Here is a 19,447-nt window from a genome sequence, read left to right as displayed (position 1 = left end):
GAGTGAGGAGGGACGTCGGGGATGAGCACCAAGGACTTCATCGAGAAGGACTACTACAAGGTCCTCGGCGTCCCCAAGGACGCCACCGAAGCCGAGATCAAGAAGGCGTACCGGAAGCTCGCACGCGAGAACCACCCGGACGCCAACACCGGCAACACCAAGGCGGAGGAGCGCTTCAAGGAGATCTCCGAGGCGAACGACGTCCTCGGCGACCCCAAGAAGCGCAAGGAGTACGACGAAGCGCGTGCTCTCTTCGGCAACGGCGGATTCCGGCAGGGCCCCGGAGGCGGCGGCGGTTCGTTCAACTTCGACCTGGGCGACCTCTTCGGAGGCGGCGCCCCGGGTGGCGGTGGAGCGGCCGGCGGCGGCTTCGGGGGCGGCCTCGGTGACGTCTTCGGGGGCCTGTTCAACCGGGGCGGCGGCCCCGGCGGCGGCACGCGTACGCAGCCGAGGCGCGGCCAGGACATCGAGTCCGAGGTCACGCTGAGTTTCACGGAGGCGGTGGACGGCGCGACGGTGCCGCTCCGCATGTCCTCCCAGGCGCCCTGCAAGGCGTGCTCGGGCACCGGCGACAAGAACGGCACACCGCGCGTGTGCCCGACCTGCGTCGGGACGGGCCAGGTCTCGCGGGGCGGCGGCGGAGGGTTCTCCCTCACCGACCCGTGCATGGACTGCAAGGGGCGCGGGCTCATCGCCCAGAACCCCTGCGAGGTGTGCAAGGGCTCGGGGCGCGCCAAGTCGTCGCGCACCATGCAGGTGCGCATCCCGGCGGGCGTCAGCGACGGTCAGCGGATCAGGCTGCGCGGCAAGGGAAGCCCTGGTGAACAGGGCGGCCCGGCCGGCGATCTGTACGTGGTCGTGCACGTCGACACCCACCCGGTCTTCGGCCGCAAGGGCGACAACCTCACGGTCACCGTCCCGGTGACCTATCCGGAGGCGACGCTCGGCGGCGAGGTGAAGGTGCCCACCCTGGGTGGCCCGCCGGTCACCCTGAAACTGCCCGCGGGCACGCCGAACGGCCGTACCATGCGGGCCCGGGGCAAGGGCGCGGTCCGCAAGGACGGCACCCGGGGCGACCTGCTCGTGACGGTGGAGGTGTCGGTTCCGACCTCCCTGTCGGAGTCGGCGAAGGACGCCCTGGAGTCCTACCGCAAGGCGACTGCGGGCGACGACCCGCGGGCAGAACTGTTCCAGGCCGCGAAGGGAGCGTGACCCCATGGACAGGGTCGGCCGTCGTCGTAATCCGTACCAGCTGACCGATGAAACGCCGGTGTACGTCATCTCGGTGGCGGCCCAGCTGAGCGGTCTCCATCCGCAGACCCTGCGGCAGTACGACCGTCTCGGTCTGGTCTCCCCGGACCGCACCGCGGGCCGCGGCCGACGCTACTCCGCCCGCGACATCGAACTGCTGCGCACCGTGCAGCAGTTGTCGCAGGAAGAGGGCATCAACCTCGCCGGCATCAAGCGCATCATCGAGCTGGAGAACCAGGTCACCGCGTTGCAGGCCCGTGTCGCGGAGCTCTCCGCGGCCGTGGACGGCGCCGCGGCGGCGATGCAGCAGCGTGAAGCGGCGGTGCACGCCTCGTACCGCCGTGACCTCGTCCCCTACCAGGACGTGCAGCAGGCGAGCGCGCTCGTGGTGTGGCGGCCGAAGAGATCGACGGAACAGTAGGTTCCGTACGCTGGTTTCGTACCCTGATACAGGGCCGGGAGGTGACAACCTCCCGGCCCTGTATCGCTGTATAGGGAGGGGAGCCGTTCGTGGCCATGGTGGGGCTGTTCTGGATCGCCGAGGGCGACGTGTACGTGGGGGCGAAGCCGGCCGGGCTCGCCCCGGGGGTGCGCCTGACCGCGGAGGGCGTGCTGGCCCTCGGCGACAAGCAGTCCGGCATGTGGTCCTGGGAGGACGTGCACGCGCTGACGATCGACGACGTGCCGGTGAAGACCCTGAAGCGGCACGTGGGCGTGGCGGTCGACATGGTGCTCACGGTGGGTCTCGGCGGCAACGACGAGGCGCCGACGATGACGGTCCGCGTCAAGGACGCGACGGAGACGGAGACCGAGCTGACGGCGTACACGGCGGCGGCGGTCGGCTACTCCCGGACGGAGTACGACCTCTCCCGCACCGTCCTGGCCCGCCTCACGGAGGGCGCGGGTTCCCTCCTGACGACGCTGACCGCGATGTCGGACTGGGGGCGTCGGCACGAGGGCGGGTCGCCCCGGGCGGCGGAGCGGGAGGCGTTGCTGCGGGAGTGGGCGGGGGCCTGAGGCCGCGCGGGACGGAGGGCGGGGGCGTCAGCCCTGCTGGTTGAGGAGCCCCGACCGGGCGATGAGGAAGCCCAGTTGAGCCCTGCTGTGGCTGCCGAGGGTGGCGGCGAGTTTGGCGATGTGGACGCGTGCGGTGCGGATGTTCATGCCGAGCCGGTCGGCGATCTCGGCGTCCGTGAGCCCTTCGACGAGCAGTCCGGCGATGGCCCGCTGACGGGTGGTGATGCCGCCTTCGGAGGGCTGCGGCGCGGCCTGGGGCCACATGGGGGTGGCCAGGCGCCACAGGCGCCAGAAGGTGGTGGCGAAGTACTCGACGAGGGCCGGGTGGCGCAGTTCGAGGGCGATGCTGCGGTCCTTGCTCGCCGGGACGAAGGCGACAGTCCTGTCGAAGACGAAGAGCCGGTCGGTGACCTCGTCGAGGGTGCGGGCCTCGATGTCGCCGTCGAGCTGTTCGAAGTAGGCGAGCACGGGCAAAGAATGGCGTGTTGTGTGCTGGTACAGGGTCCGCATGCGGCATCCGCGGGTCAGGAGAGCCTGGTCCCGGGGGAAGACTTCGGCCAAGGTCTCCGGCGGCCGGGTGCCGCCTGGCTGTACGGCGAGGAACTCGTCCCTGACGTCTTTCATGGCCCGGTCGATGGCCGAGTTGATGCGGCTGATCCCGTCGAGGACGGTGATGGAGGAGCCCGCGGCGGCGGCTTCGGAGGCGGGCAGGTGGGCGGCGCATCCGTCGTGCGGTGCGGGGAGGGAGCCGGGGCGCAGCCACTGCCGATCGTCGAGGTCGGAGCGGAGGAGCCCCAGTTCCACGAGGCAGGGGACGGCGCCTGCCTCGCTGCGGTGGATCCGGCCTTCGCTCACGGCACGGGCGTAGACGGACAGTCCTGCTTCACAGAGTTCCTCGACTGCGTGCGGCAAGCGCTTCGTGGCCATGCGAGCCCCCTCCTGCCTGGTTGAAGCGTCGCGATTCTATGCAGGGTGGGAGTGGCCGGGCCGAATCCCATAGGTGAAGTGACTGCTTCTGGACGGGGCGTCAGTGCGCCTGGTCGAGGATTCCGGACCGGCCGATGAGGTAGCCGAGCTGGGCGCGGCTGTGGCTGCCGAGGGTGGCGGCGAGCCGGGCGATGTGGACGCGTGCGGTCCGGATGTTCATGCCGAGGCGTTCGGCGATCTCGGCGTCGGTGAGGCCTTCGACGAGGTAGCCGGCGATGGCGCGCTGGCGGGCGGGTACGCCGGTGTCGGACGGCTGGGGTGCGGCGCGGGGCCACAGGGGTTTGGCCAGGCGCCACAGGCGCCAGAAGGTGGTGGCGAAGTACTCGACGAGGGCCGGGTGGTGCAGTTCGAGGGCGATGCTGTCGCCCGTGCCGGCTGCGAGGAAGGCGGTGGTCCGGTCGAAGACGAAGGCGCGTTCGGTGACCTCTTCGAGGGTGCGGGCCTCGATGTCGCCGGTCAGCCGGGCCAGGTAGGCGAGTTCGGCGGAGGACTGCTGGGCCGTGTGCACGCGGAGCATCCGCAGCCGGACGCCGCGGGACAGGATGATCTGCTGACGATTGCCGATGTGGACCAGCGCCTCGGGCGGCCGTTCGCCGCCGGGCTGGATGATGAGCACCTCGTGGTCGGCCTCGCCGACGGCGTGCTCGAGGGCGGCCTGGATCCGGGGGCCGCCCAGCAGGACGCTGAGGGCGGGGCTCTCCTCGTCGGGCGGGGAGGCGCCGCCGAGCTCCATGAACGACTCGAACAGCGTGGTGAGGTCGTCCTCGCGGCGTCGGTGGCGGGCGAGCCGGTCCTCGATGGGGCGCAGGAGCATGGGGAGGGCGGCGGCCGGCGCGGTCGGGTGCAGCCACGTCATGTCGTCCGGGCCGGGGTGGAGGAGGCCGAAGTCGATGAGGCAGGGCGCCGGTTCGGCGTCGCTGCCGCTGACCCTGCCTTCGCGCAGGGCGCGGGCGTAGACGGCGGCCCCCGGCTCGCAGAGGTCCTCCGCTCCGTGCGGTATGTGTTCCACGGGCACGCTGTACTCCTCCCTGCCGGTCGGTCCGAACGGCCGGTGATTCTATGCGTGGTCGTCCCGGTTGAGTACGCCGGATTTGCCGATGAGGTAGCCGAGCTGGGCGCGGCTGTGGCTGCCGAGGGTGGCGGCGAGCCGGGCGATGTGGGCGCGTGCGGTGCGTACGTTCATGCCGAGGCGTTCGGCGATCTCGGTGTCCGTGTGGCCCTCGACGAGCAGCACCCCGATGGTGCGCTGCCGGTTGGTGATGCCGTTGTCCGCGGGGAGCCGCGCCGGCTGCGGGAACAGGGGGGTGGCCGGACGCCAGAGGCGCTCGAAGATGCTGACGAGGTAGTCGATGAGGACGGGGTGGCGGAGTTCGAGGGCCTTGCTGCGGTCCTTGTTCGCCGGGATGAACGCCACGGTGCGGTCGAAGATGAAGAGCCGCTCGGTCACCTCGTCCAGGGTGCGGACCTCCGCGTCGCCCTGCAACTGTTCGTAGTAGGCCAGAACGGGGAGCGAGTGGCGGTTCGTGTGCTGGTACAGCGTCCGCATCCGGCCGCCGCGGGAGAGCAGGCCCTGCGCGATCGGATGCGACTGGGCCAGGTCCCGGGCGAGCCGTGCCCCGCCGGGCTGTATGGCGAGCGACTCCTGGCTGGACGCGTTCAGCGCGTCGGTGACGGCCTGCCGGATGCGGGGGAATCCGTTCAGGACGGTGACGGAGGGGTCCGTGACCGGTGGCCGGCCGTCGCGGGCGATCGCCAGGAGCGGTTCGAACTGCTCGGCCAGGCGCACCTCGCGGCGCACCTCCGCGGCGACGTGTTCCTGGATGGCCGCGCGGAGCCGGGGGAGGGCGAGGGCGGGCGGGGTGGGGAGGAGCCGGCCCGGGTTCTCCGGGGCGGGGTGCAGCAGCCCGAAGCGGACGAGGCACGGCAGGAGTTCGGTGTCCTCGCGCGGTACGTGGCCCTCGCGCAGGGCGCGCGCGTACAGCTCCGAACCCGCGTCGCACAGCTCGTCCGGACCGTGGTCGTGGGGGCCGGGGTTCACTTCGGGTGGTCCTGGTCGAGGATCCCCGACTGGGCGATCAGGTACCCGAGTTGTGCGCGGCTGCCGCTGCCGAGGGCGGCGGCGATCTTGGCGATGTGGGCGCGGCAGGTACGGACGTTCATGCCGAGCCGCCGGGCTATGGCCTCGTCGACGTGGCCCTCCACGAGGAGTTTGGCTATGGAGCGTTGGACTCCCGTGATCCCCCCGGTGGGCGGGTCGTAGGGCGCCTCGTCCAGGAGGGGTGACGCGCGGCGCCAGAGTTGCTCGAAGACCTTCGCCAGGTAGGCGACCAGTCCGCCGTGGCGCAGTTCGAGGGCGACTTGGCGGTCGTCCTGCGCGGGAATGAAGGCGACGGACCGGTCGAAGATCATCAGCCGCTCTATGAGCTCCTCCAGCGTGCGCACCTCGACTTTGCCCTGCCTCATGTACTCGGCATAGGCGATGGTGCCTTGGCTGTGCCGGGCGGTGTGCTGGTACAAGGTGCGCATGGTGATGCCGCGCTCGATGATGCCCTGACTGCGTTGCACCGCTTCGGTCAGAACCGCTTCGCTCCGGCCGCCCCCCGGCTGGACCGTGAGAATTTCGGACTGGCACTCTGCGGTGGCGACATCGATGGCCGCATTGATCCGAGTGGCGCCTTCCAGGACAGTGATGGCGTGATCTGCCGGCCGGTCCAGGGCACTGATGGCCATGAATGGCTCAAAGGCATCGGTCAGTTCGATGGCATGCGATCTGCGTTGCAGGATCTCGCGTTCGATGGGGTGGAGGCGCTGCGCGAGCACGGCAGTGGGCGAAGCCGGCCGCAGCCACTCGGGATCTTCCGGGTCGGGGTGCAGGAGAGCGAATTCCATCAGGCAGGGAGCGGGCTCCGCTTCGCTGCGGCGGACCCGCCCGGAGCGCAGGGCGCTGGCGTAAAGCCGCTTGCCATCGGCGCAGAGTTCAACCACGGAGTGCGGATGTGCCCCAATTGTGCGTTTTGTTGTCATGCCTCCACCCCCCAGGGTCCTGAACGTGCAGGAACATGATGCATCTCTTCTGTGGTGTTCGGATGGCTGAATGAGCCATCGTCTTGGAAGGCCGGGGGAGAGTCGCGATGGAAGTGAGGACGAAGCCCGCTATGTGCAAGGGAAAGCTTCGCTCGGTACTTGTCGGTACCTTCTCCGTTGGGTTGGCCATCAGTGCGTTCAGTGGCCTTGGTCTTGGTTCAGGAGCCGGGAATTCCGACTCGGCCGCCGCCGACCCGGGGGCGGTGACACAGGACATCGTCTGGTCGTCCCCGAAGGCGGGCGACATTGTCTGGACCTCGGTTTCGGCGAGCGACATCGTCTGGGGTGCCAAGTCGGCTGAAAACAATGCCGTGGCGCCTGTGGCAGAGGGGACGGTCGAAGCATGAGCACCCCTCCCGACGACCGCACTTTCCGCCGTGAAATGGCCACCGCCTATCGATCCGGATGGCACTTCATCGACCTTGTGACCGCGATCCCCCACCGCGGCGACTCGTTGATGGTGACCTTGCTCGGTGAGCCGATCGTCGTCACCCGTGACGACGAGGAGGAGATCCGGGCCTACCGGTGCCTGCGGCGGCCCCGCGGTGCGCCGCAGCCGGTGCGGTGTGCCATTCGGTACGGGATGGTCTTCGTCAATCTCGACCGGCGCGACCACCAGATGGTCGGGCAGCAGGAACAGCAGGGCCCGGACGCCGTGAGCGTCCCGGACAACATCACAGCCACCCCCCGCAGTGCCTGACGCGATTCCCCCGTCGTTGTAAATCGCGCAGGTACTTCCCCCAGCAGCGGCGCCACCGTGGACCTGAACACGGTGGCGCCGCTGTGGTGTGTCACGAGGAGGGGGCGGGGTACTCAGACCTTGCCCAGCGCCTTCGTCAGGCTGATCTCGATCAGGACCCGGTCGGGGTTCGGGGACGGACGCCGCCCGTAGCGCTCCTCGTACCGGCGCTCCGCCTCCGCTATCTCCGCCGGTTCCGTACGGATCCGCGCGAGCCCCTCCAGCGTCGCCCAGTTCCTGCCCTCGAACTGGCAGACCGCCACCCGCGCCCCGGGTCCCTCCGCGTCCGCCGCCGCGAGGACGTGCGCGACCTTGCGGCTCGTCCTGCGGGCGAGGACCCGGGCGACCTTCGCCTCCGGGTCGTACGTCACACCGACCGGCACCACGTGCGGCGTGCCGTCCGGGCGCAGGGTCGTCAGCGTGCAGACGCGCCGTTCCCGCCAGAAGCTGAGGTAGGGCTCGGGAGGGTCGGACAGGTCGACGCGTCGGCTCGCGGTGGTCGTGGGTGCCATGGGTACGGAACTTAGCCGCCCGGAGGCCGCCCGGACTTCCCGGGTCCCCCTTGAGTGGAATAGACTCAACTTTGTGTACGTTGGGCAAGTCAGAGCCCGCGATGAGTCGGAGCCGTAGTCGGACCCGTAAGGAGGAGAGACGCACGTGGACGCCGAGCTGACCAACAGGAGCCGGGACGCGATCAACGCGGCCACCAGCCGTGCCGTCAAGGACGGTCACCCTGACCTGACACCCGCGCATCTGCTGCTCGCGCTGCTGGAGGGCGAGGACAACGAGAACATCGTCGACCTGCTCGCCGCGGTCGACGCGGACCAGGCCGCCGTCCGCGCGGACACCGAGCGGGCGCTCGCCGCGCTGCCCAGCGTGACGGGGTCCACCGTCGCGCCGCCGCAGCCCGACCGCGATCTGCTGGCCGTCGTCGCGGACGCCGGACAGCGCGCCAAGGAGCTCGGGGACGACTATCTCTCCACCGAGCACCTGCTCATCGGCATCGCCGCCAAGGGCGGCAGGGCGGGTGACGTACTCACCGAGCACGGAGCCGGCAGCAGGAAGCTGCTGGACGCATTCGAGAAGACCAGGGGAGGGCGCCGGGTGACGACACCCGACCCCGAGGGCCAGTACAAGGCCCTGGAGAAGTTCGGCACCGATTTCACCGCCGCGGCCCGCGAGGGCAGGCTCGACCCGGTCATCGGGCGGGACCAGGAGATCCGGCGCGTCGTTCAGGTGCTGTCCCGCAGGACCAAGAACAATCCCGTGCTGATCGGCGAGCCCGGCGTCGGCAAGACCGCCGTCGTCGAGGGCCTGGCCCAGCGCATCGTGAAGGGGGACGTCCCCGAGTCGCTGAAGAACAAGCGGCTGGTCTCCCTCGACCTCGGCGCGATGGTCGCCGGCGCGAAGTACCGCGGCGAGTTCGAGGAGCGCCTCAAGACCGTCCTCTCCGAGATCAAGGAGAGCGACGGGCAGATCATCACCTTCATCGACGAGCTGCACACCGTCGTGGGCGCCGGCGCCGGCGGCGACTCCGCCATGGACGCGGGCAACATGCTCAAGCCCATGCTCGCCCGCGGCGAGCTGCGGATGGTCGGCGCGACCACCCTGGACGAGTACCGCGAGCGGATCGAGAAGGACCCGGCCCTGGAGCGCCGCTTCCAGCAGGTGCTCGTCGCCGAGCCGAGCGTCGAGGACTCCATCGCGATCCTCCGCGGGCTCAAGGGGCGGTACGAGGCGCACCACAAGGTCCAGATCGCCGACAGCGCGCTCGTCGCCGCCGCGACGCTCTCCGACCGGTACATCACCTCCCGCTTCCTGCCCGACAAGGCCATCGACCTCGTCGACGAGGCCGCGTCCCGGCTCCGCATGGAGATCGACTCCTCGCCCGTCGAGATCGACGAGCTCCAGCGCGCCGTCGACCGGCTGAAGATGGAGGAGCTCGCGCTCAGCAAGGAGACGGACGCCGCGAGCAAGCAGCGCCTGGAGAAGCTGCGGCGCGACCTCGCCGACAAGGAGGAGGAGCTGCGCGGCCTCACCGCACGCTGGGAGAAGGAGAAGCAGTCCCTCAACCGCGTCGGTGAGCTGAAGGAGAAGCTCGACGAGCTGCGCGGCCAGGCCGAGCGCGCCCAGCGCGACGGCGACTTCGACACGGCGAGCAAGCTCCTCTACGGCGAGATCCCCGCCCTGGAACACGACCTGGAGGTCGCCTCCGAGGCCGAGGAGGAGGCTGCCGCGCAGTCCAAGGACACCATGGTCAAGGAGGAGGTCGGCCCCGACGACATCGCCGACGTCGTGGGCTCCTGGACCGGCATCCCCGCCGGGCGGCTCCTGGAGGGCGAGACGCAGAAGCTGCTGCGCATGGAGGACGAGCTCGGCAAGCGGCTCATCGGGCAGGGCGAGGCGGTACGGGCCGTCTCCGACGCGGTGCGGCGCACGCGCGCCGGGATCGCCGACCCCGACCGGCCCACGGGTTCCTTCCTCTTCCTCGGCCCGACCGGCGTCGGCAAGACCGAGCTCGCCAAGGCCCTCGCGGACTTCCTCTTCGACGACGAGCGGGCCATGGTCCGCATCGACATGAGCGAGTACGGCGAGAAGCACAGCGTCGCCCGCCTGGTGGGCGCGCCTCCCGGGTACGTCGGGTACGAGGAGGGCGGCCAGCTCACCGAGGCGGTCCGGCGCCGTCCGTACAGCGTCGTCCTGCTCGACGAGGTCGAGAAGGCGCACCCCGAGGTCTTCGACGTCCTGCTCCAGGTCCTCGACGACGGGCGGCTCACCGACGGACAGGGGCGGACGGTCGACTTCCGCAACACGATCCTGATCCTCACGTCCAACCTGGGCAGTCAGTACCTGGTGGAGCCGCTCACCTCCGAGGAGGAGAAGAAGCAGCAGGTGCTCGAGGTGGTGAGGGCCTCGTTCAAGCCGGAGTTCCTCAACCGGCTCGACGACCTCGTCGTCTTCTCCGCGCTCACGAAGGACGAGCTGGCGCACATCGCCGAGCTGCAGATCGGCCGCCTCGCCAAGCGGCTCGCCGACCGGCGGCTCACGCTGGACGTCACGCCCGAGGCGCTGGCCTGGCTGGCGGACGAGGGCAACGATCCGGCGTACGGGGCGCGGCCGCTGCGGCGCCTCATCCAGACGTCCATCGGCGACCGGCTCGCCAAGGAGATCCTGGCGGGTGAGGTCAAGGACGGCGACGTGGTCCGCGTGGACCGTGTCGGGGAGGGGCTCATCGTGGGCCCGGCGACGGGTTCCCCTGCGGGCAAGTCGCTGTAGGCCGGCATCCCGTCTGCCGGGGGCGCTCGGTGCCCGTCCGCGGGCAGTGGTCCGTCCTCGCGCAGTTCCCCGCGCCCCTGAGGGGCGCGCAGCGCCCCTCAGGGGCGCGGGGAACTGCGCGACCAGCCATGGCTTGTCCGCAGTCGGCGAACGGCGGAAACCCGGCAGTCGCGGGGCCGGGCTTGCCCCGGGGGCCCCATCCTGGGAGAGGATGGGCCCATCCATACGAAGGGACAAAGTACGTGAGCATCGACCCGTCCTCGATTCCGAATTTCGGGGGCCAGCCCGAACCGCAGCAGGGCGCAGGACCGGCGGGCCCCGTCGTCCCCGACCAGGACCTGGTCAAGCAGCTCCTGGACCAGATGGAGCTCAAGCACGTCGTCGACGACGAGGGCGACCTCGCGGCGCCGTGGGAGGAGTTCCGCACGTACTTCATGTTCCGCGGCGAGGGCGACCAGCAGGTCTTCTCGGTGCGGACGTTCTACGACCGGCCCCACCAGATCGAGGAGAAGCAGCAGCTTCTCGAGTCGATCGACGACTGGAACCGCCGGACGCTGTGGCCGAAGGTCTACAGCCACACGCACGACGACGGCACGGTCCGCCTCATCGGCGAGGCGCAGATGCTGATCGGCACCGGCGTCTCGCTGGAGCACTTCGTGTCGTCGACCGTCAGCTGGGTGCGCGCCGCGATCGAGTTCGACCGCTGGCTCGTCGAGCAGCTCGGCCTGGAGTCCGAGGTCGACTCCGCCGAGGGCGAGACCGGCGAGAAGCCGGGCGACGACGAGGCCTGAGGGCCGCCCGTACGCAGGTGGGAGCCCGGCGGGGAGGATGTCAGTCCTCCCCGCCGGGCTCTCGGCGTCCGGTGGGACCGAGCCTCAGCCCGCCAGTGACTTGAGGCGCGTCACCGCCTCCGCAAGGACGGACGTCTTCTTGCAGAACGCGAAGCGCACGAACGGAGCGCCCGCGTCCCGGTGGTCGTAGAAGACGGCGTTCGGGATGGCGACGACGCCGGCCCGCTCCGGCAGCGCCCGGCAGAAGGCGAAGCCGTCGCTCTCGGCGAGGCCGAGCGGGGTGATGTCGGTCGTGATGAAGTACGTGCCCGCCGGGCGGTAGACGTCGAAGCCCGCCGCCGTCAGGCCCTCGCTCAGCAGGTCCCGCTTGGCCCGCATGTCCGCGCGGAAGTCGTCGAAGTAGGAGTTGGGGAGGGCGAGCGCTTCCGCCACGGCGTACTGGAACGGGCCCGAGGAGACGTACGTGAGGAACTGCTTGGCCGAGCGGACCGCGGAGACCAGCTCGGGCGACGCGGTGATCCAGCCGACCTTCCAGCCCGTGAACGAGAACGTCTTGCCCGCCGAGCCGATGCTGACCGTGCGCTCGCGCATGCCGGGGAAGGTGGCGAGCGGGATGTGCTCGGCGTCGTCGAAGACGAGGTGTTCGTAGACCTCGTCGGTGACGACGAGCAGGTCGCGCTCGACCGCGAGGTTCGCGATCTCGGTGAGCTCGGCGCGGGTGAGGACCGTGCCGGTCGGGTTGTGCGGGGTGTTCAGGAGGATCAGGCGGGTGCGGTCGGTGACCGCGTCGCGCAGCTCGTCCAGGTCCAGGCGGAAGCGGCCCTCGCCGGGGCGCAGGGTGACCGGGACGCGGGTGCCGCCCGCGAGGGCGATCGAGGCGGCGTACGAGTCGTAGTAGGGCTCAAGGGCGATGACCTCGTCGCCGGGCTCGACGAGGGCGAGCAGCGACGCCGCGATGGCCTCGGTCGCGCCCGCCGTCACGAGGACCTCGCGGTCGGGGTCGTACGAGAGCGCGTACCGGGAGAGCTGGTGCTCGGCGATCGCCGTGCGGAGCTCGGGGACGCCGGGCCCCGGCGGGTACTGGTTGCCGCGGCCGTCGCGCAGCGCCCGCACCGCCGCCTCCCGCACGGCCTCGGGACCGTCGGTGTCCGGGAACCCCTGACCCAGGTTGATCGCGCCCGTGGACACCGCGAGGGCGGACATCTCGGCGAAAATCGTCGTACCGAACTCGGCGAGGCGGCGATTGAGCAGCGGGCGCCCGCTCCCGGAAGTGGAGGTCATGGCCGTCATCCTGCGCCGAACCTCTGGAGTTCCTCAACTCTGCTTTGCGCCGGTGCGCGCGAGGGCATCCCCCTGTCACGCACGGAGCACGGCCCACGGGGGACCTGCTTCGGGGGAACGGAAGGAGTGTGAGGGCCATGATCGTGGCTTTCGTCTTCGTTGCGGTGCTCGTGTTCGCCCTGGCCGCGGTGGTCGGTTCCAGGGGAAGCAGCCGGCGCAGGAAGCGGGCGGGGTGGGGCGGCTCGGGGGCCGCGTCCGGTTCGGCGGGCGGCGGCAGCTGGTGGGCCGGGAGCGGCGGGCACGGCGGCGGGTCCTCCTGCGGAGGCGGGTCCTCGTGCGGCGGCGGCTCCTCGTGCGGAGGCGGGTCCTCGTGCGGGGGCGGTGGTTCCTCGTGCGGAGGCGGCGGGGGCGGATGCGGCGGAGGCAGCTGACACGGGGCAGCTGGTCCACCGGTTCCACACAAACGCCCGGCGGGGCGGTCAAACCCCGCCGGGCGTTTCTGTGTGGTGCCGTGTGGCTGTACTGAACAGTTGAACTGTGTAGCCCTCATGGGGATGGAAACCACACGAAGTTGGGTAAAAGTGCAGTGGCAGTGTCGCCGACCATGATTCCCTCTTAAACGTCAGCACCGCCCTCGGACGTCCGGTTCAGATTTCGCAACCGGCGCAGGTTTCACGGACATCGATCGGGAAACCCGTAAGACGTTCTCGTGGGCACGAGCCGGCATACCGACCGCCCGGAGCCTCCTCCGGGTGCGCCGGCCCCACCTCCATTGCGTGTTAGCGGAGCCGACCCATGCTCACGACCCTGAAGACTGGCTATACCGACACGCGCGCCGCGGATCTCGCCTGGGCCCTGGGGCGCGAGCCGTTGCCCGCGCTCGCCACCCTCGATCTCGAACTCGACGACGCGAGAATGCAGTTGAGGCTCCTGGGAGCCTCGCACCAAGTCCTCCTGGAGGAGGAGCGGGGCGGCTGTTCCGAGACGGTCGCCTGCATCCCCGGAAGTAGTACGCCGCTGCCGCTCGGCGTCTCCAAGCGCGTCGGCGAATGGGAGTACGAATTCGCGGCGCGCGTGGAGATCCTGTCGCACGGTCAGTTCGCGGGTCGTGCCCAGGAGTTGCTCGCCCTCGTCGCCGAGCACCCGCACGGACTCGCGGGTGTCTTCCCCGGCAGCCCGCACGCGTTCACCGCGCTCCTCGCGCAGCGGCACGAAGGGGCCCTGATGTGGCGTACGTGGCACGCGTACCCACAGGAGGGCCAACTCGTCGCGACTCGTACACGAGTGGGGGTGCGCACCCCCGTTTACACCCATGTGGGGGACCCGGTGTGAGCGTGCGGTGACGTAGCGTTCCAGGCGTGATCGAGTCGACGGTGCGCCTGCCGGTCTCGCCCCGGGCAGGACGCTTCCTCGTCCTTGCGGGCGTATTCGTCTGCGCTGCCTGCGGGCTCGTCTACGAACTGGAACTCGTCGCCCTCGCCGCGTACTTGATCGGCGACTCCGTCACCCAGGCCTCCGTCGTGCTCTCCGTGATGGTCTTCGCCATGGGCATCGGCTCGCTGCTCGCCAAACGGCTCCGTCACCACGCGTCCGCCTGGTTCGGCCTCCTCGAATCGGTGCTCGCGCTGGTCGGCGGGTGCAGCGCCATGGTGCTGTACGCGGCGTTCGCGTGGTCCGGCGGCAGGGGTGAGATGTGGGCGGGCGGTTCGCGCTATCTGCTCGTCGCGTTCTCCCTCGCCATCGGCATCCTCATCGGCGCCGAGGTACCTCTCCTCATGGTGCTCATCCAGCGCATCCGCAGACAGGACGCGGGCGGCGCGGTCGCCGACCTGTTCGCCGCCGACTACGTGGGGGCGCTGGTCGGCGGGCTCGCTTTCCCCTTCCTGCTCCTGCCGTTCTTCGGGCAGCTGACGGGCGCCCTGTTCACCGGCTCCGTCAACGCCGTCGCGGGCGGCGCGCTCGTGTTCGGCCTGTTCCGGCAGGACCTGAGCGTCCGCGCCCGCTGGGTGCTCCTCACCGCGAACGTCGTCGTCCTCTCCCTGCTCGCCTCCGCCGCCGTGCTCGTCGACGACTTCGAGCGGGCCGCCCGCCGCGCCGTGTACGGCAACGACGTGCGGGTCGCCGTGCAGACCGACGTCCAGGAGGTCGTCCTCACCGGCGGGCGGCGCGGCTCCCTCGACCTCTTCCTCGACGGCCGCCTGCGCATCAGCGGACGCGACGAGGCGCGCTACCACCGGGGCCTCGTCGCCCCCGCCATGCGCGGGCCCCACGCGCGCGTGCTGATCCTCGGCGGCGGTGACGGCCTCGCGGCGCGCGAGATCCTGCGCCACCCGGGCGTGCGCCGCGTCGACGTCGTCGAACTCGACACGGGCGTCGTCGACCTCGCGCGGCACGACCCGGCCCTCAGCGAGCTCAATGACCACGCCTACCGCGACCCGCGCGTCCGCGTGATCCACGCCGACGCGTTCCGCTGGCTGCGCCTGGCCCGCGCGCGGTACGACGTGGTGATCTCCGACCTGCCCGACCCCGGCATCACGCCCAGCACGAAGCTCTACTCCCAGGAGTTCTACGGCCTGGCCACCCGCGTCCTCGCCGACGGCGGCCGCCTCGCCGTCCACGCAGGACCCCTGTCGACCCGGCCCCGCGTCTTCTGGACGGTCGAGGCGACGCTGCGGGCCGCGGGGCTGCGGACCGTGGCGTACCGCGTGGGCGGCAGGCAGTCCGGGTTCGCCCCCGGGCCCGACCGCACGGCGGGCGGGCCGACGGCGCCCCGCGACTGGGGTTTCGTGCTGGCCTCGCGGACCCGTCCGGTCCTGCGCAGGGCGGCGGGCTCGGCGGTCGTGCGCGCCGGGCGGCCCGCGGCCGAGCTGACGCGGCAGCGGGATCTCGCGCCGTCCACCCTCATGCATCCGCGTTACGCGAACTGACGTACACGGACCGGCGAACCGTCGCACATGGTGGCGGACACGTGGGTAGGCTCAATGGCCATGGAGCATGAGGTGTTCGTTCCGGTCTCAGCAGAGCGGCTCCGGCAGGTCCTGGCCGACCCCGAGAGGGTCGCCGGGGCGGTGCCCGGGCTCCAGCGCGCCGAAGGGGGCGAGGAGGAGACGGCGGGGCCGCTCTCCGGGCGCCTCAAAGTGCGCGTCGACGGGCACTCCATCACCTACCGCGGCTCGGCGCGGACCGACGCCCGCAAGGACGGGACGTACGCGCTGGAGGCCGAGGGCGAGGAAGTGCGCGGCTCCGGTTCCGTCACGTTCACGCTGACCGTGCGGCTCGAACCCGTCCCCGAGGGCACGAAGGTCGTCTTCGGCGGGAGCGGGACCGCCGACGGGCGGATCGCCGAAGCCTCTCCACAGGCTGTGGAATCCGCGGCGCACCGGCTCCTCGAACGGTTCGCCGAGGCGCTCGGGGCGGGGGCGCCGCCCGACACGGCGCCCGAGGAGCCCGAGGAGCCCGAGGAGCCGGAGGAGCCGGAGACGCCCGCGACCCACACGGTGACCGTGTTCCGGACGGAGGTGCCGCCCCCGTCGCTGGACCCGCTGAGCGACGCCGACGACGACCTCGACGCGGATGACGTGGACGGTGTGGACGACGTCGACGACCTCGACGACGACGGCATCAACCTCGACGACACCAACGTCCTGGACGACGCGGACGACATCGAGGACCTGGAGACCATCGAGGATCTCGAGGACCTGGAGACCATCGGCGTACCGCCCGCCGAGGCCGCGCACGCCCGCCGCACCATGATCGGCCGCAGCGCGGAGGAGGTCGACCACGCCCCGCCCCGCGGCCGGTACGCACCCGCGCCCGCCCCCGAGTCCCTCGCCGCGAACGCCACGCTCCGCTGGGCCGCGCCCGCCGCCGCCCTCGCGCTCGCCTCGGCGATCGTCGTCGGCCGGGCCCTGCGCCGCCGCCGTTGAGCGTCCACGTCATAGGGTCGGCCCTGTGAGTACCGAAGACGTGACCCTCACCGCGGGCGACGCGGAAGTGACGGTGCAGCCGGGCAACGGCTGCCGCATCGGAAGTCTGCGCGTCGGCGGCGTCGAGCTGCTGCGCCAGGGGAAGAAGTACGGCTGCTTCCCGATGGTGCCCTGGTGCGGCCGGATCGCGGACGGACGGTTCCGCGACGGCGCCGCCGTCCACCAGATGCCGCTGAACTCCCCGCCCCACGCCATCCACGGCTTCGCGCGCGACGCCGAGTGGCGCACCGCCCGTACGTCGGAGACCGAGGCGGTCTTCACGTACGACCTGACCGACCCCTGGCCCTACCCGGGCCGCGTCACCCAGATCGTGGAGCTCACCGAGGACGGCCTGACGCTGCGCATGGGCGTCGAGACGTACGGCGACTCGTTCCCCGCGCAGGCCGGCTGGCACCCCTGGTTCAACCGGGTCCTGGAGGACGGCGGCGAGCCCGTCCGCATCGACTTCGACGCGGCCTGGCAGGAGGAGCGCGGCGACGACCATCTGCCCACGGGCCGCCGCGTCGACGTGCGGCCCGGCCCCTGGGACGACTGCTTCGGCATGCCCGACGGCGTCGACGTGACCCTGACCTGGCCCGGCCGGTTCGAAGTGAACGTCAAGAGCCGCGAGCCGTGGGTCGTCGTCTACGACGAGCAGGACGCCGCGGTCTGCGTGGAACCGCAGACGGGCCCGCCCAACGGCCTCAACACCGACCCGCGCCTGGTCACCCCCATCGAGCCGCTGGAGACGGCGACGACGTGGACGTGGCGACGCCTTTAAGCTTCTGGACATGACTGACGTACGCGGCGAGCTGCTGCAGCAGATCAAGGACAAGGCCGTCGTGCACGGCAAGGTGACGCTCTCCTCCGGCCTGGAGGCCGACTACTACATCGACCTCCGCCGGATCACCCTCGACGGCGAGGCCGCGCCGCTGGTCGGCCAGGTCCTGCTGGACCTCACCGCCGACCTGGACTTCGACGCCGTGGGCGGTCTGACCATGGGCGCCGACCCGGTGGCCGGCGCGATGCTGCACGCGTCCGCCGCGCGCGGCAAGCGCCTGGACGCCTTCGTCGTCCGCAAGGCCGCCAAGGCCCACGGCATGCAGCGCCGCGTCGAGGGCCCCGACATCAAGGGCCGCCGCGTCCTGGTCGTCGAGGACACCTCCACCACCGGCGGCTCGCCGCTGACGGCCGTCGAGGCCGTCCGCGAGGCGGGCGCCGAGGTCGTCGGCGTCGCCACGATCGTGGACCGCGCCACCGGCGCCGGCGAGAAGATCACCGAGGGCGCGGGCGTGCCCTACCTCTTCGCGTACTCGAAGGACGACCTCGGCCTCACCGACTGAGGACTTCCGACCGGCCGGTATCGCCCGGCGAGTCTGGAAGGATGGGGGCGACGATGATGTCGCCCCCATAGGTCAGGGCCCAGCACATACCCCGCACATCACAAGGAGCGGACACATGCCCATCGCAACTCCCGAGGTCTACGCCGAGATGCTCGACCGGGCGAAGGCAGGCAAGTTCGCCTACCCGGCGATCAACGTGACGTCCTCGCAGACCCTGCACGCTGCCCTGCGCGGCTTCGCCGAGGCCGAGAGCGACGGCATCATCCAGATCTCCACCGGTGGTGCGGAGTTCCTGGGCGGCCAGCACAACAAGGACATGGTGACCGGCGCCGTCGCGCTCGCCGAGTTCGCGCACATCGTCGCCGCGAAGTACGACATCACGGTCGCGCTGCACACCGACCACTGCCCCAAGGACAAGCTGGACACGTACGTCCGTCCGCTGATCGACGTCTCCGCCGAGCGCGTCAAGGCCGGCCGGAACCCGCTGTTCCAGTCGCACATGTGGGACGGCTCCGCCGAGACCCTCGCCGACAACCTGGCCATCGGCCAGGAGCTGCTCGCGAAGGCCGCCGCCGCGAAGATCATCCTTGAGGTCGAGATCACCCCGACCGGTGGCGAGGAGGACGGCGTCACGCACGAGATCAACGACGAGCTGTACACGACGGTCGACGACGCGCTGCGCACGGCGGAGGCCCTCGGCCTCGGCGAGAAGGGGCGCTACCTGCTCGCCGCGTCCTTCGGCAACGTCCACGGCGTCTACAAGCCGGGCAACGTCGTCCTGCGCCCCGAGCTCCTCAAGGACCTCCAGGAGGGCGTGGCCGCCAAGCACGGCAAGGCCGCGGGCTCGCAGCCGTTCGACTTCGTCTTCCACGGCGGCTCCGGCTCGACCGCCGAGGAGATCGCCACCGCGCTGGAGAACGGCGTCGTGAAGATGAACCTCGACACCGACACGCAGTACGCGTTCACGCGTCCGGTGGCGGACCACATGTTCAAGAACTACGACGGCGTCCTGAAGGTCGACGGCGAGGTCGGCTCGAAGAAGACGTACGACCCGCGCACCTGGGGCAAGGCCGCCGAGGCGGGCATGGCCAAGCGCGTCGCCCAGGCGTGCGAGAACCTGCGCTCCACGGGCACGAAGCTGAAGTGACCCGCGTTCCGCGCGTGTGAAGGCCCCGGGTCGGGCGACCCGGGGCCTTCGCCGTTTCCGCATGGCGCAGACTTGGTCCATGGCCATTCACAAGGATCTGCTCGGGGGACCGCCCCCGACCCACCTGCCCGACGACCCGGAGCCGCGTGAGCTGCTCGCGAACGGCGCGGCGCCCGCCGATGTCGCCGCGAAGTACCCGACGTCCTCGCTCGCCTGGGCCCAGCTCGCCGACGAGGCGTACGAGCGGGGCAGCGTCGTCGAGTCGTACGCGTACGCCCGCACGGGCTACCACCGTGGTCTGGACTCCCTGCGCCGCAGCGGCTGGAAGGGCCACGGCCCGGTGCCGTGGGAGCACGAGCCCAACCGCGGCTTCCTGCGCGCGCTGCACGCGTTGGCGCGGGCCGCGCAGGCGATCGGGGAGCGGGAGGAGTACGAGCGCTGCGCGGGCTTCCTCCGCGACTCCTCGGAGACGGCGTCGAAGACGCTCGGCTGACGACGACGGGGGTCCGGGCCACCGCCCCGGGGGCGGTGCCCCCGGACCCCCTCATCGGCCTGAACGGCCTCGT

20 protein-coding genes are annotated in these 19,447 nt (G+C 71.0%); 14 read left to right on the top strand and 6 right to left on the bottom strand.

Going from position 1 to position 19,447, the window contains the following annotated elements; translation table 11 throughout:
• Nucleotides 1-21: 21 nt before the first annotated feature.
• The 3 genes from dnaJ (at nt 22) to DEJ48_RS18625 (ending at nt 2,268) form a co-directional block, all read left to right on the top strand.
• Nucleotides 22-1,212, top strand: a complete 1,191-nt coding sequence (gene dnaJ / locus DEJ48_RS18635; RefSeq protein ID WP_150217287.1) for a molecular chaperone DnaJ — start codon at nt 22-24, stop codon at nt 1,210-1,212.
• Between the two features lie 4 nt (nt 1,213-1,216).
• Nucleotides 1,217-1,672, top strand: a complete 456-nt coding sequence (locus tag DEJ48_RS18630) for a heat shock protein transcriptional repressor HspR (protein WP_150217286.1) — start codon at nt 1,217-1,219, stop codon at nt 1,670-1,672.
• A gap of 95 nt (nt 1,673-1,767) precedes the next feature.
• Nucleotides 1,768-2,268, top strand: a complete 501-nt coding sequence (locus tag DEJ48_RS18625; RefSeq protein ID WP_223832491.1) for a hypothetical protein — start codon at nt 1,768-1,770, stop codon at nt 2,266-2,268.
• Nucleotides 2,269-2,295: 27 nt separating this feature from the next.
• Here the strand turns inward: DEJ48_RS18625 and DEJ48_RS18620 are convergent, their stop codons facing one another.
• From DEJ48_RS18620 to DEJ48_RS18605, 4 genes are all read right to left on the bottom strand, one after another.
• Nucleotides 2,296-3,195, bottom strand: a complete 900-nt coding sequence (locus DEJ48_RS18620) for a helix-turn-helix transcriptional regulator (protein ID WP_150217284.1) — start codon at nt 3,193-3,195, stop codon at nt 2,296-2,298.
• A 100-nt stretch (nt 3,196-3,295) separates the two neighbouring features.
• On the bottom strand, nt 3,296-4,270 hold the full coding sequence (locus tag DEJ48_RS18615) for a helix-turn-helix transcriptional regulator (RefSeq protein ID WP_150217283.1): 975 nt from the start codon (nt 4,268-4,270) through the stop codon (nt 3,296-3,298).
• A gap of 42 nt (nt 4,271-4,312) precedes the next feature.
• Nucleotides 4,313-5,293 carry a helix-turn-helix transcriptional regulator gene (locus tag DEJ48_RS18610; RefSeq protein ID WP_150217282.1) on the bottom strand — a complete coding sequence of 327 codons (981 nt, stop codon included), beginning with the start codon at nt 5,291-5,293 and terminating at the stop codon, nt 4,313-4,315.
• Complete coding sequence (locus DEJ48_RS18605; RefSeq protein ID WP_150217281.1) at nt 5,290-6,279, bottom strand: helix-turn-helix transcriptional regulator; 990 nt, start codon at nt 6,277-6,279, stop codon at nt 5,290-5,292. Before DEJ48_RS18605 ends, DEJ48_RS18610 begins: the two co-directional genes overlap by 4 nt.
• 182 nt (nt 6,280-6,461) lie before the next feature.
• On the opposite strand from DEJ48_RS18605, the gene DEJ48_RS18600 reads away from it, so the two are divergent.
• On the top strand, nt 6,462-6,686 hold the full coding sequence (locus DEJ48_RS18600) for a hypothetical protein (protein WP_150217280.1): 225 nt from the start codon (nt 6,462-6,464) through the stop codon (nt 6,684-6,686).
• A complete protein-coding gene (locus DEJ48_RS18595; protein ID WP_150217279.1) occupies nt 6,683-7,039 on the top strand; it encodes a hypothetical protein in 357 nt (118 codons plus the stop codon). The genes DEJ48_RS18600 and DEJ48_RS18595 overlap by 4 nt, the downstream gene beginning before the upstream one ends.
• Nucleotides 7,040-7,152: 113 nt before the next feature.
• Here DEJ48_RS18595 and DEJ48_RS18590 read toward each other — a convergent pair whose 3' ends face one another.
• Nucleotides 7,153-7,590 (bottom strand): pyridoxamine 5'-phosphate oxidase family protein, encoded by a 438-nt coding sequence (locus DEJ48_RS18590; RefSeq protein ID WP_150217278.1) that lies wholly within the window; start codon nt 7,588-7,590, stop codon nt 7,153-7,155.
• Between the two features lie 145 nt (nt 7,591-7,735).
• Between DEJ48_RS18590 and clpB the strand changes: the two genes are divergently transcribed.
• A complete protein-coding gene (gene clpB / locus DEJ48_RS18585; RefSeq protein ID WP_150217277.1) occupies nt 7,736-10,354 on the top strand; it encodes an ATP-dependent chaperone ClpB in 2,619 nt (872 codons plus the stop codon).
• 242 nt (nt 10,355-10,596) lie between these two features.
• A complete protein-coding gene (locus DEJ48_RS18580; protein ID WP_150217276.1) occupies nt 10,597-11,145 on the top strand; it encodes a YbjN domain-containing protein in 549 nt (182 codons plus the stop codon).
• A gap of 84 nt (nt 11,146-11,229) precedes the next feature.
• On the opposite strand, the gene DEJ48_RS18575 is transcribed toward DEJ48_RS18580, so the two are convergent.
• Complete coding sequence (locus DEJ48_RS18575) at nt 11,230-12,435, bottom strand: pyridoxal phosphate-dependent aminotransferase (protein ID WP_150217275.1); 1,206 nt, start codon at nt 12,433-12,435, stop codon at nt 11,230-11,232.
• A gap of 786 nt (nt 12,436-13,221) precedes the next feature.
• On the opposite strand from DEJ48_RS18575, the gene DEJ48_RS18565 reads away from it, so the two are divergent.
• The 7 genes from DEJ48_RS18565 to DEJ48_RS18535 all read left to right on the top strand — a co-directional run bounded on the left by DEJ48_RS18565 (nt 13,222) and on the right by DEJ48_RS18535 (nt 19,374).
• On the top strand, nt 13,222-13,758 hold the full coding sequence (locus DEJ48_RS18565) for a DUF2617 family protein (RefSeq protein ID WP_150217273.1): 537 nt from the start codon (nt 13,222-13,224) through the stop codon (nt 13,756-13,758).
• A 26-nt stretch (nt 13,759-13,784) separates the two neighbouring features.
• Nucleotides 13,785-15,353, top strand: a complete 1,569-nt coding sequence (locus DEJ48_RS18560) for a polyamine aminopropyltransferase (RefSeq protein WP_150217272.1) — start codon at nt 13,785-13,787, stop codon at nt 15,351-15,353.
• Between the two features lie 60 nt (nt 15,354-15,413).
• Nucleotides 15,414-16,352, top strand: a complete 939-nt coding sequence (locus DEJ48_RS18555) for an SRPBCC family protein (protein WP_150217271.1) — start codon at nt 15,414-15,416, stop codon at nt 16,350-16,352.
• Between the two features lie 25 nt (nt 16,353-16,377).
• Complete coding sequence (locus tag DEJ48_RS18550; RefSeq protein WP_150217270.1) at nt 16,378-17,172, top strand: aldose 1-epimerase; 795 nt, start codon at nt 16,378-16,380, stop codon at nt 17,170-17,172.
• Nucleotides 17,173-17,182: 10 nt separating this feature from the next.
• Nucleotides 17,183-17,734: an orotate phosphoribosyltransferase gene (gene pyrE, locus DEJ48_RS18545; RefSeq protein ID WP_150217269.1), complete on the top strand. Its 552-nt coding sequence runs from the start codon at nt 17,183-17,185 to the stop codon at nt 17,732-17,734.
• 115 nt (nt 17,735-17,849) lie between these two features.
• On the top strand, nt 17,850-18,881 hold the full coding sequence (gene fbaA, locus DEJ48_RS18540; RefSeq protein ID WP_150217268.1) for a class II fructose-bisphosphate aldolase: 1,032 nt from the start codon (nt 17,850-17,852) through the stop codon (nt 18,879-18,881).
• Between the two features lie 79 nt (nt 18,882-18,960).
• Entirely contained in the window at nt 18,961-19,374 is a 414-nt protein-coding gene (locus tag DEJ48_RS18535) for a DUF3151 domain-containing protein (RefSeq protein WP_150217267.1), read from the top strand.
• Nucleotides 19,375-19,447 lie beyond the last annotated feature (73 nt).

The sequence above is a fragment of the Streptomyces venezuelae genome, from assembly GCF_008642315.1.
Classification (GTDB): domain Bacteria; phylum Actinomycetota; class Actinomycetes; order Streptomycetales; family Streptomycetaceae; genus Streptomyces; species Streptomyces venezuelae_D.
The sequence above is the reverse complement of the archived record's forward strand: the minus strand, read 5'-3'. Positions and strand labels throughout refer to the sequence as shown.

Excerpts from the sequence above, each read along its gene's own strand:
- dnaJ (WP_150217287.1), top strand. The coding sequence starts at position 22 with ATGAGCACCAAGGACTTCATCGAGAAGGACTACTACAAGGTCCTCGGC.
- DEJ48_RS18630 (WP_150217286.1), top strand. The coding sequence starts at position 1,217 with ATGGACAGGGTCGGCCGTCGTCGTAATCCGTACCAGCTGACCGATGAA.
- DEJ48_RS18625 (WP_223832491.1), top strand. The coding sequence starts at position 1,768 with ATGGTGGGGCTGTTCTGGATCGCCGAGGGCGACGTGTACGTGGGGGCG.
- DEJ48_RS18620 (WP_150217284.1), bottom strand. The coding sequence starts at position 3,195 with ATGGCCACGAAGCGCTTGCCGCACGCAGTCGAGGAACTCTGTGAAGCA.
- DEJ48_RS18605 (WP_150217281.1), bottom strand. The coding sequence starts at position 6,279 with ATGACAACAAAACGCACAATTGGGGCACATCCGCACTCCGTGGTTGAA.
- DEJ48_RS18595 (WP_150217279.1), top strand. The coding sequence starts at position 6,683 with ATGAGCACCCCTCCCGACGACCGCACTTTCCGCCGTGAAATGGCCACC.
- DEJ48_RS18590 (WP_150217278.1), bottom strand. The coding sequence starts at position 7,590 with ATGGCACCCACGACCACCGCGAGCCGACGCGTCGACCTGTCCGACCCT.
- DEJ48_RS18575 (WP_150217275.1), bottom strand. The coding sequence starts at position 12,435 with ATGACGGCCATGACCTCCACTTCCGGGAGCGGGCGCCCGCTGCTCAAT.
- DEJ48_RS18565 (WP_150217273.1), top strand. The coding sequence starts at position 13,222 with ATGCTCACGACCCTGAAGACTGGCTATACCGACACGCGCGCCGCGGAT.
- DEJ48_RS18555 (WP_150217271.1), top strand. The coding sequence starts at position 15,414 with ATGGAGCATGAGGTGTTCGTTCCGGTCTCAGCAGAGCGGCTCCGGCAG.
- pyrE (WP_150217269.1), top strand. The coding sequence starts at position 17,183 with ATGACTGACGTACGCGGCGAGCTGCTGCAGCAGATCAAGGACAAGGCC.
- fbaA (WP_150217268.1), top strand. The coding sequence starts at position 17,850 with ATGCCCATCGCAACTCCCGAGGTCTACGCCGAGATGCTCGACCGGGCG.
- DEJ48_RS18535 (WP_150217267.1), top strand. The coding sequence starts at position 18,961 with ATGGCCATTCACAAGGATCTGCTCGGGGGACCGCCCCCGACCCACCTG.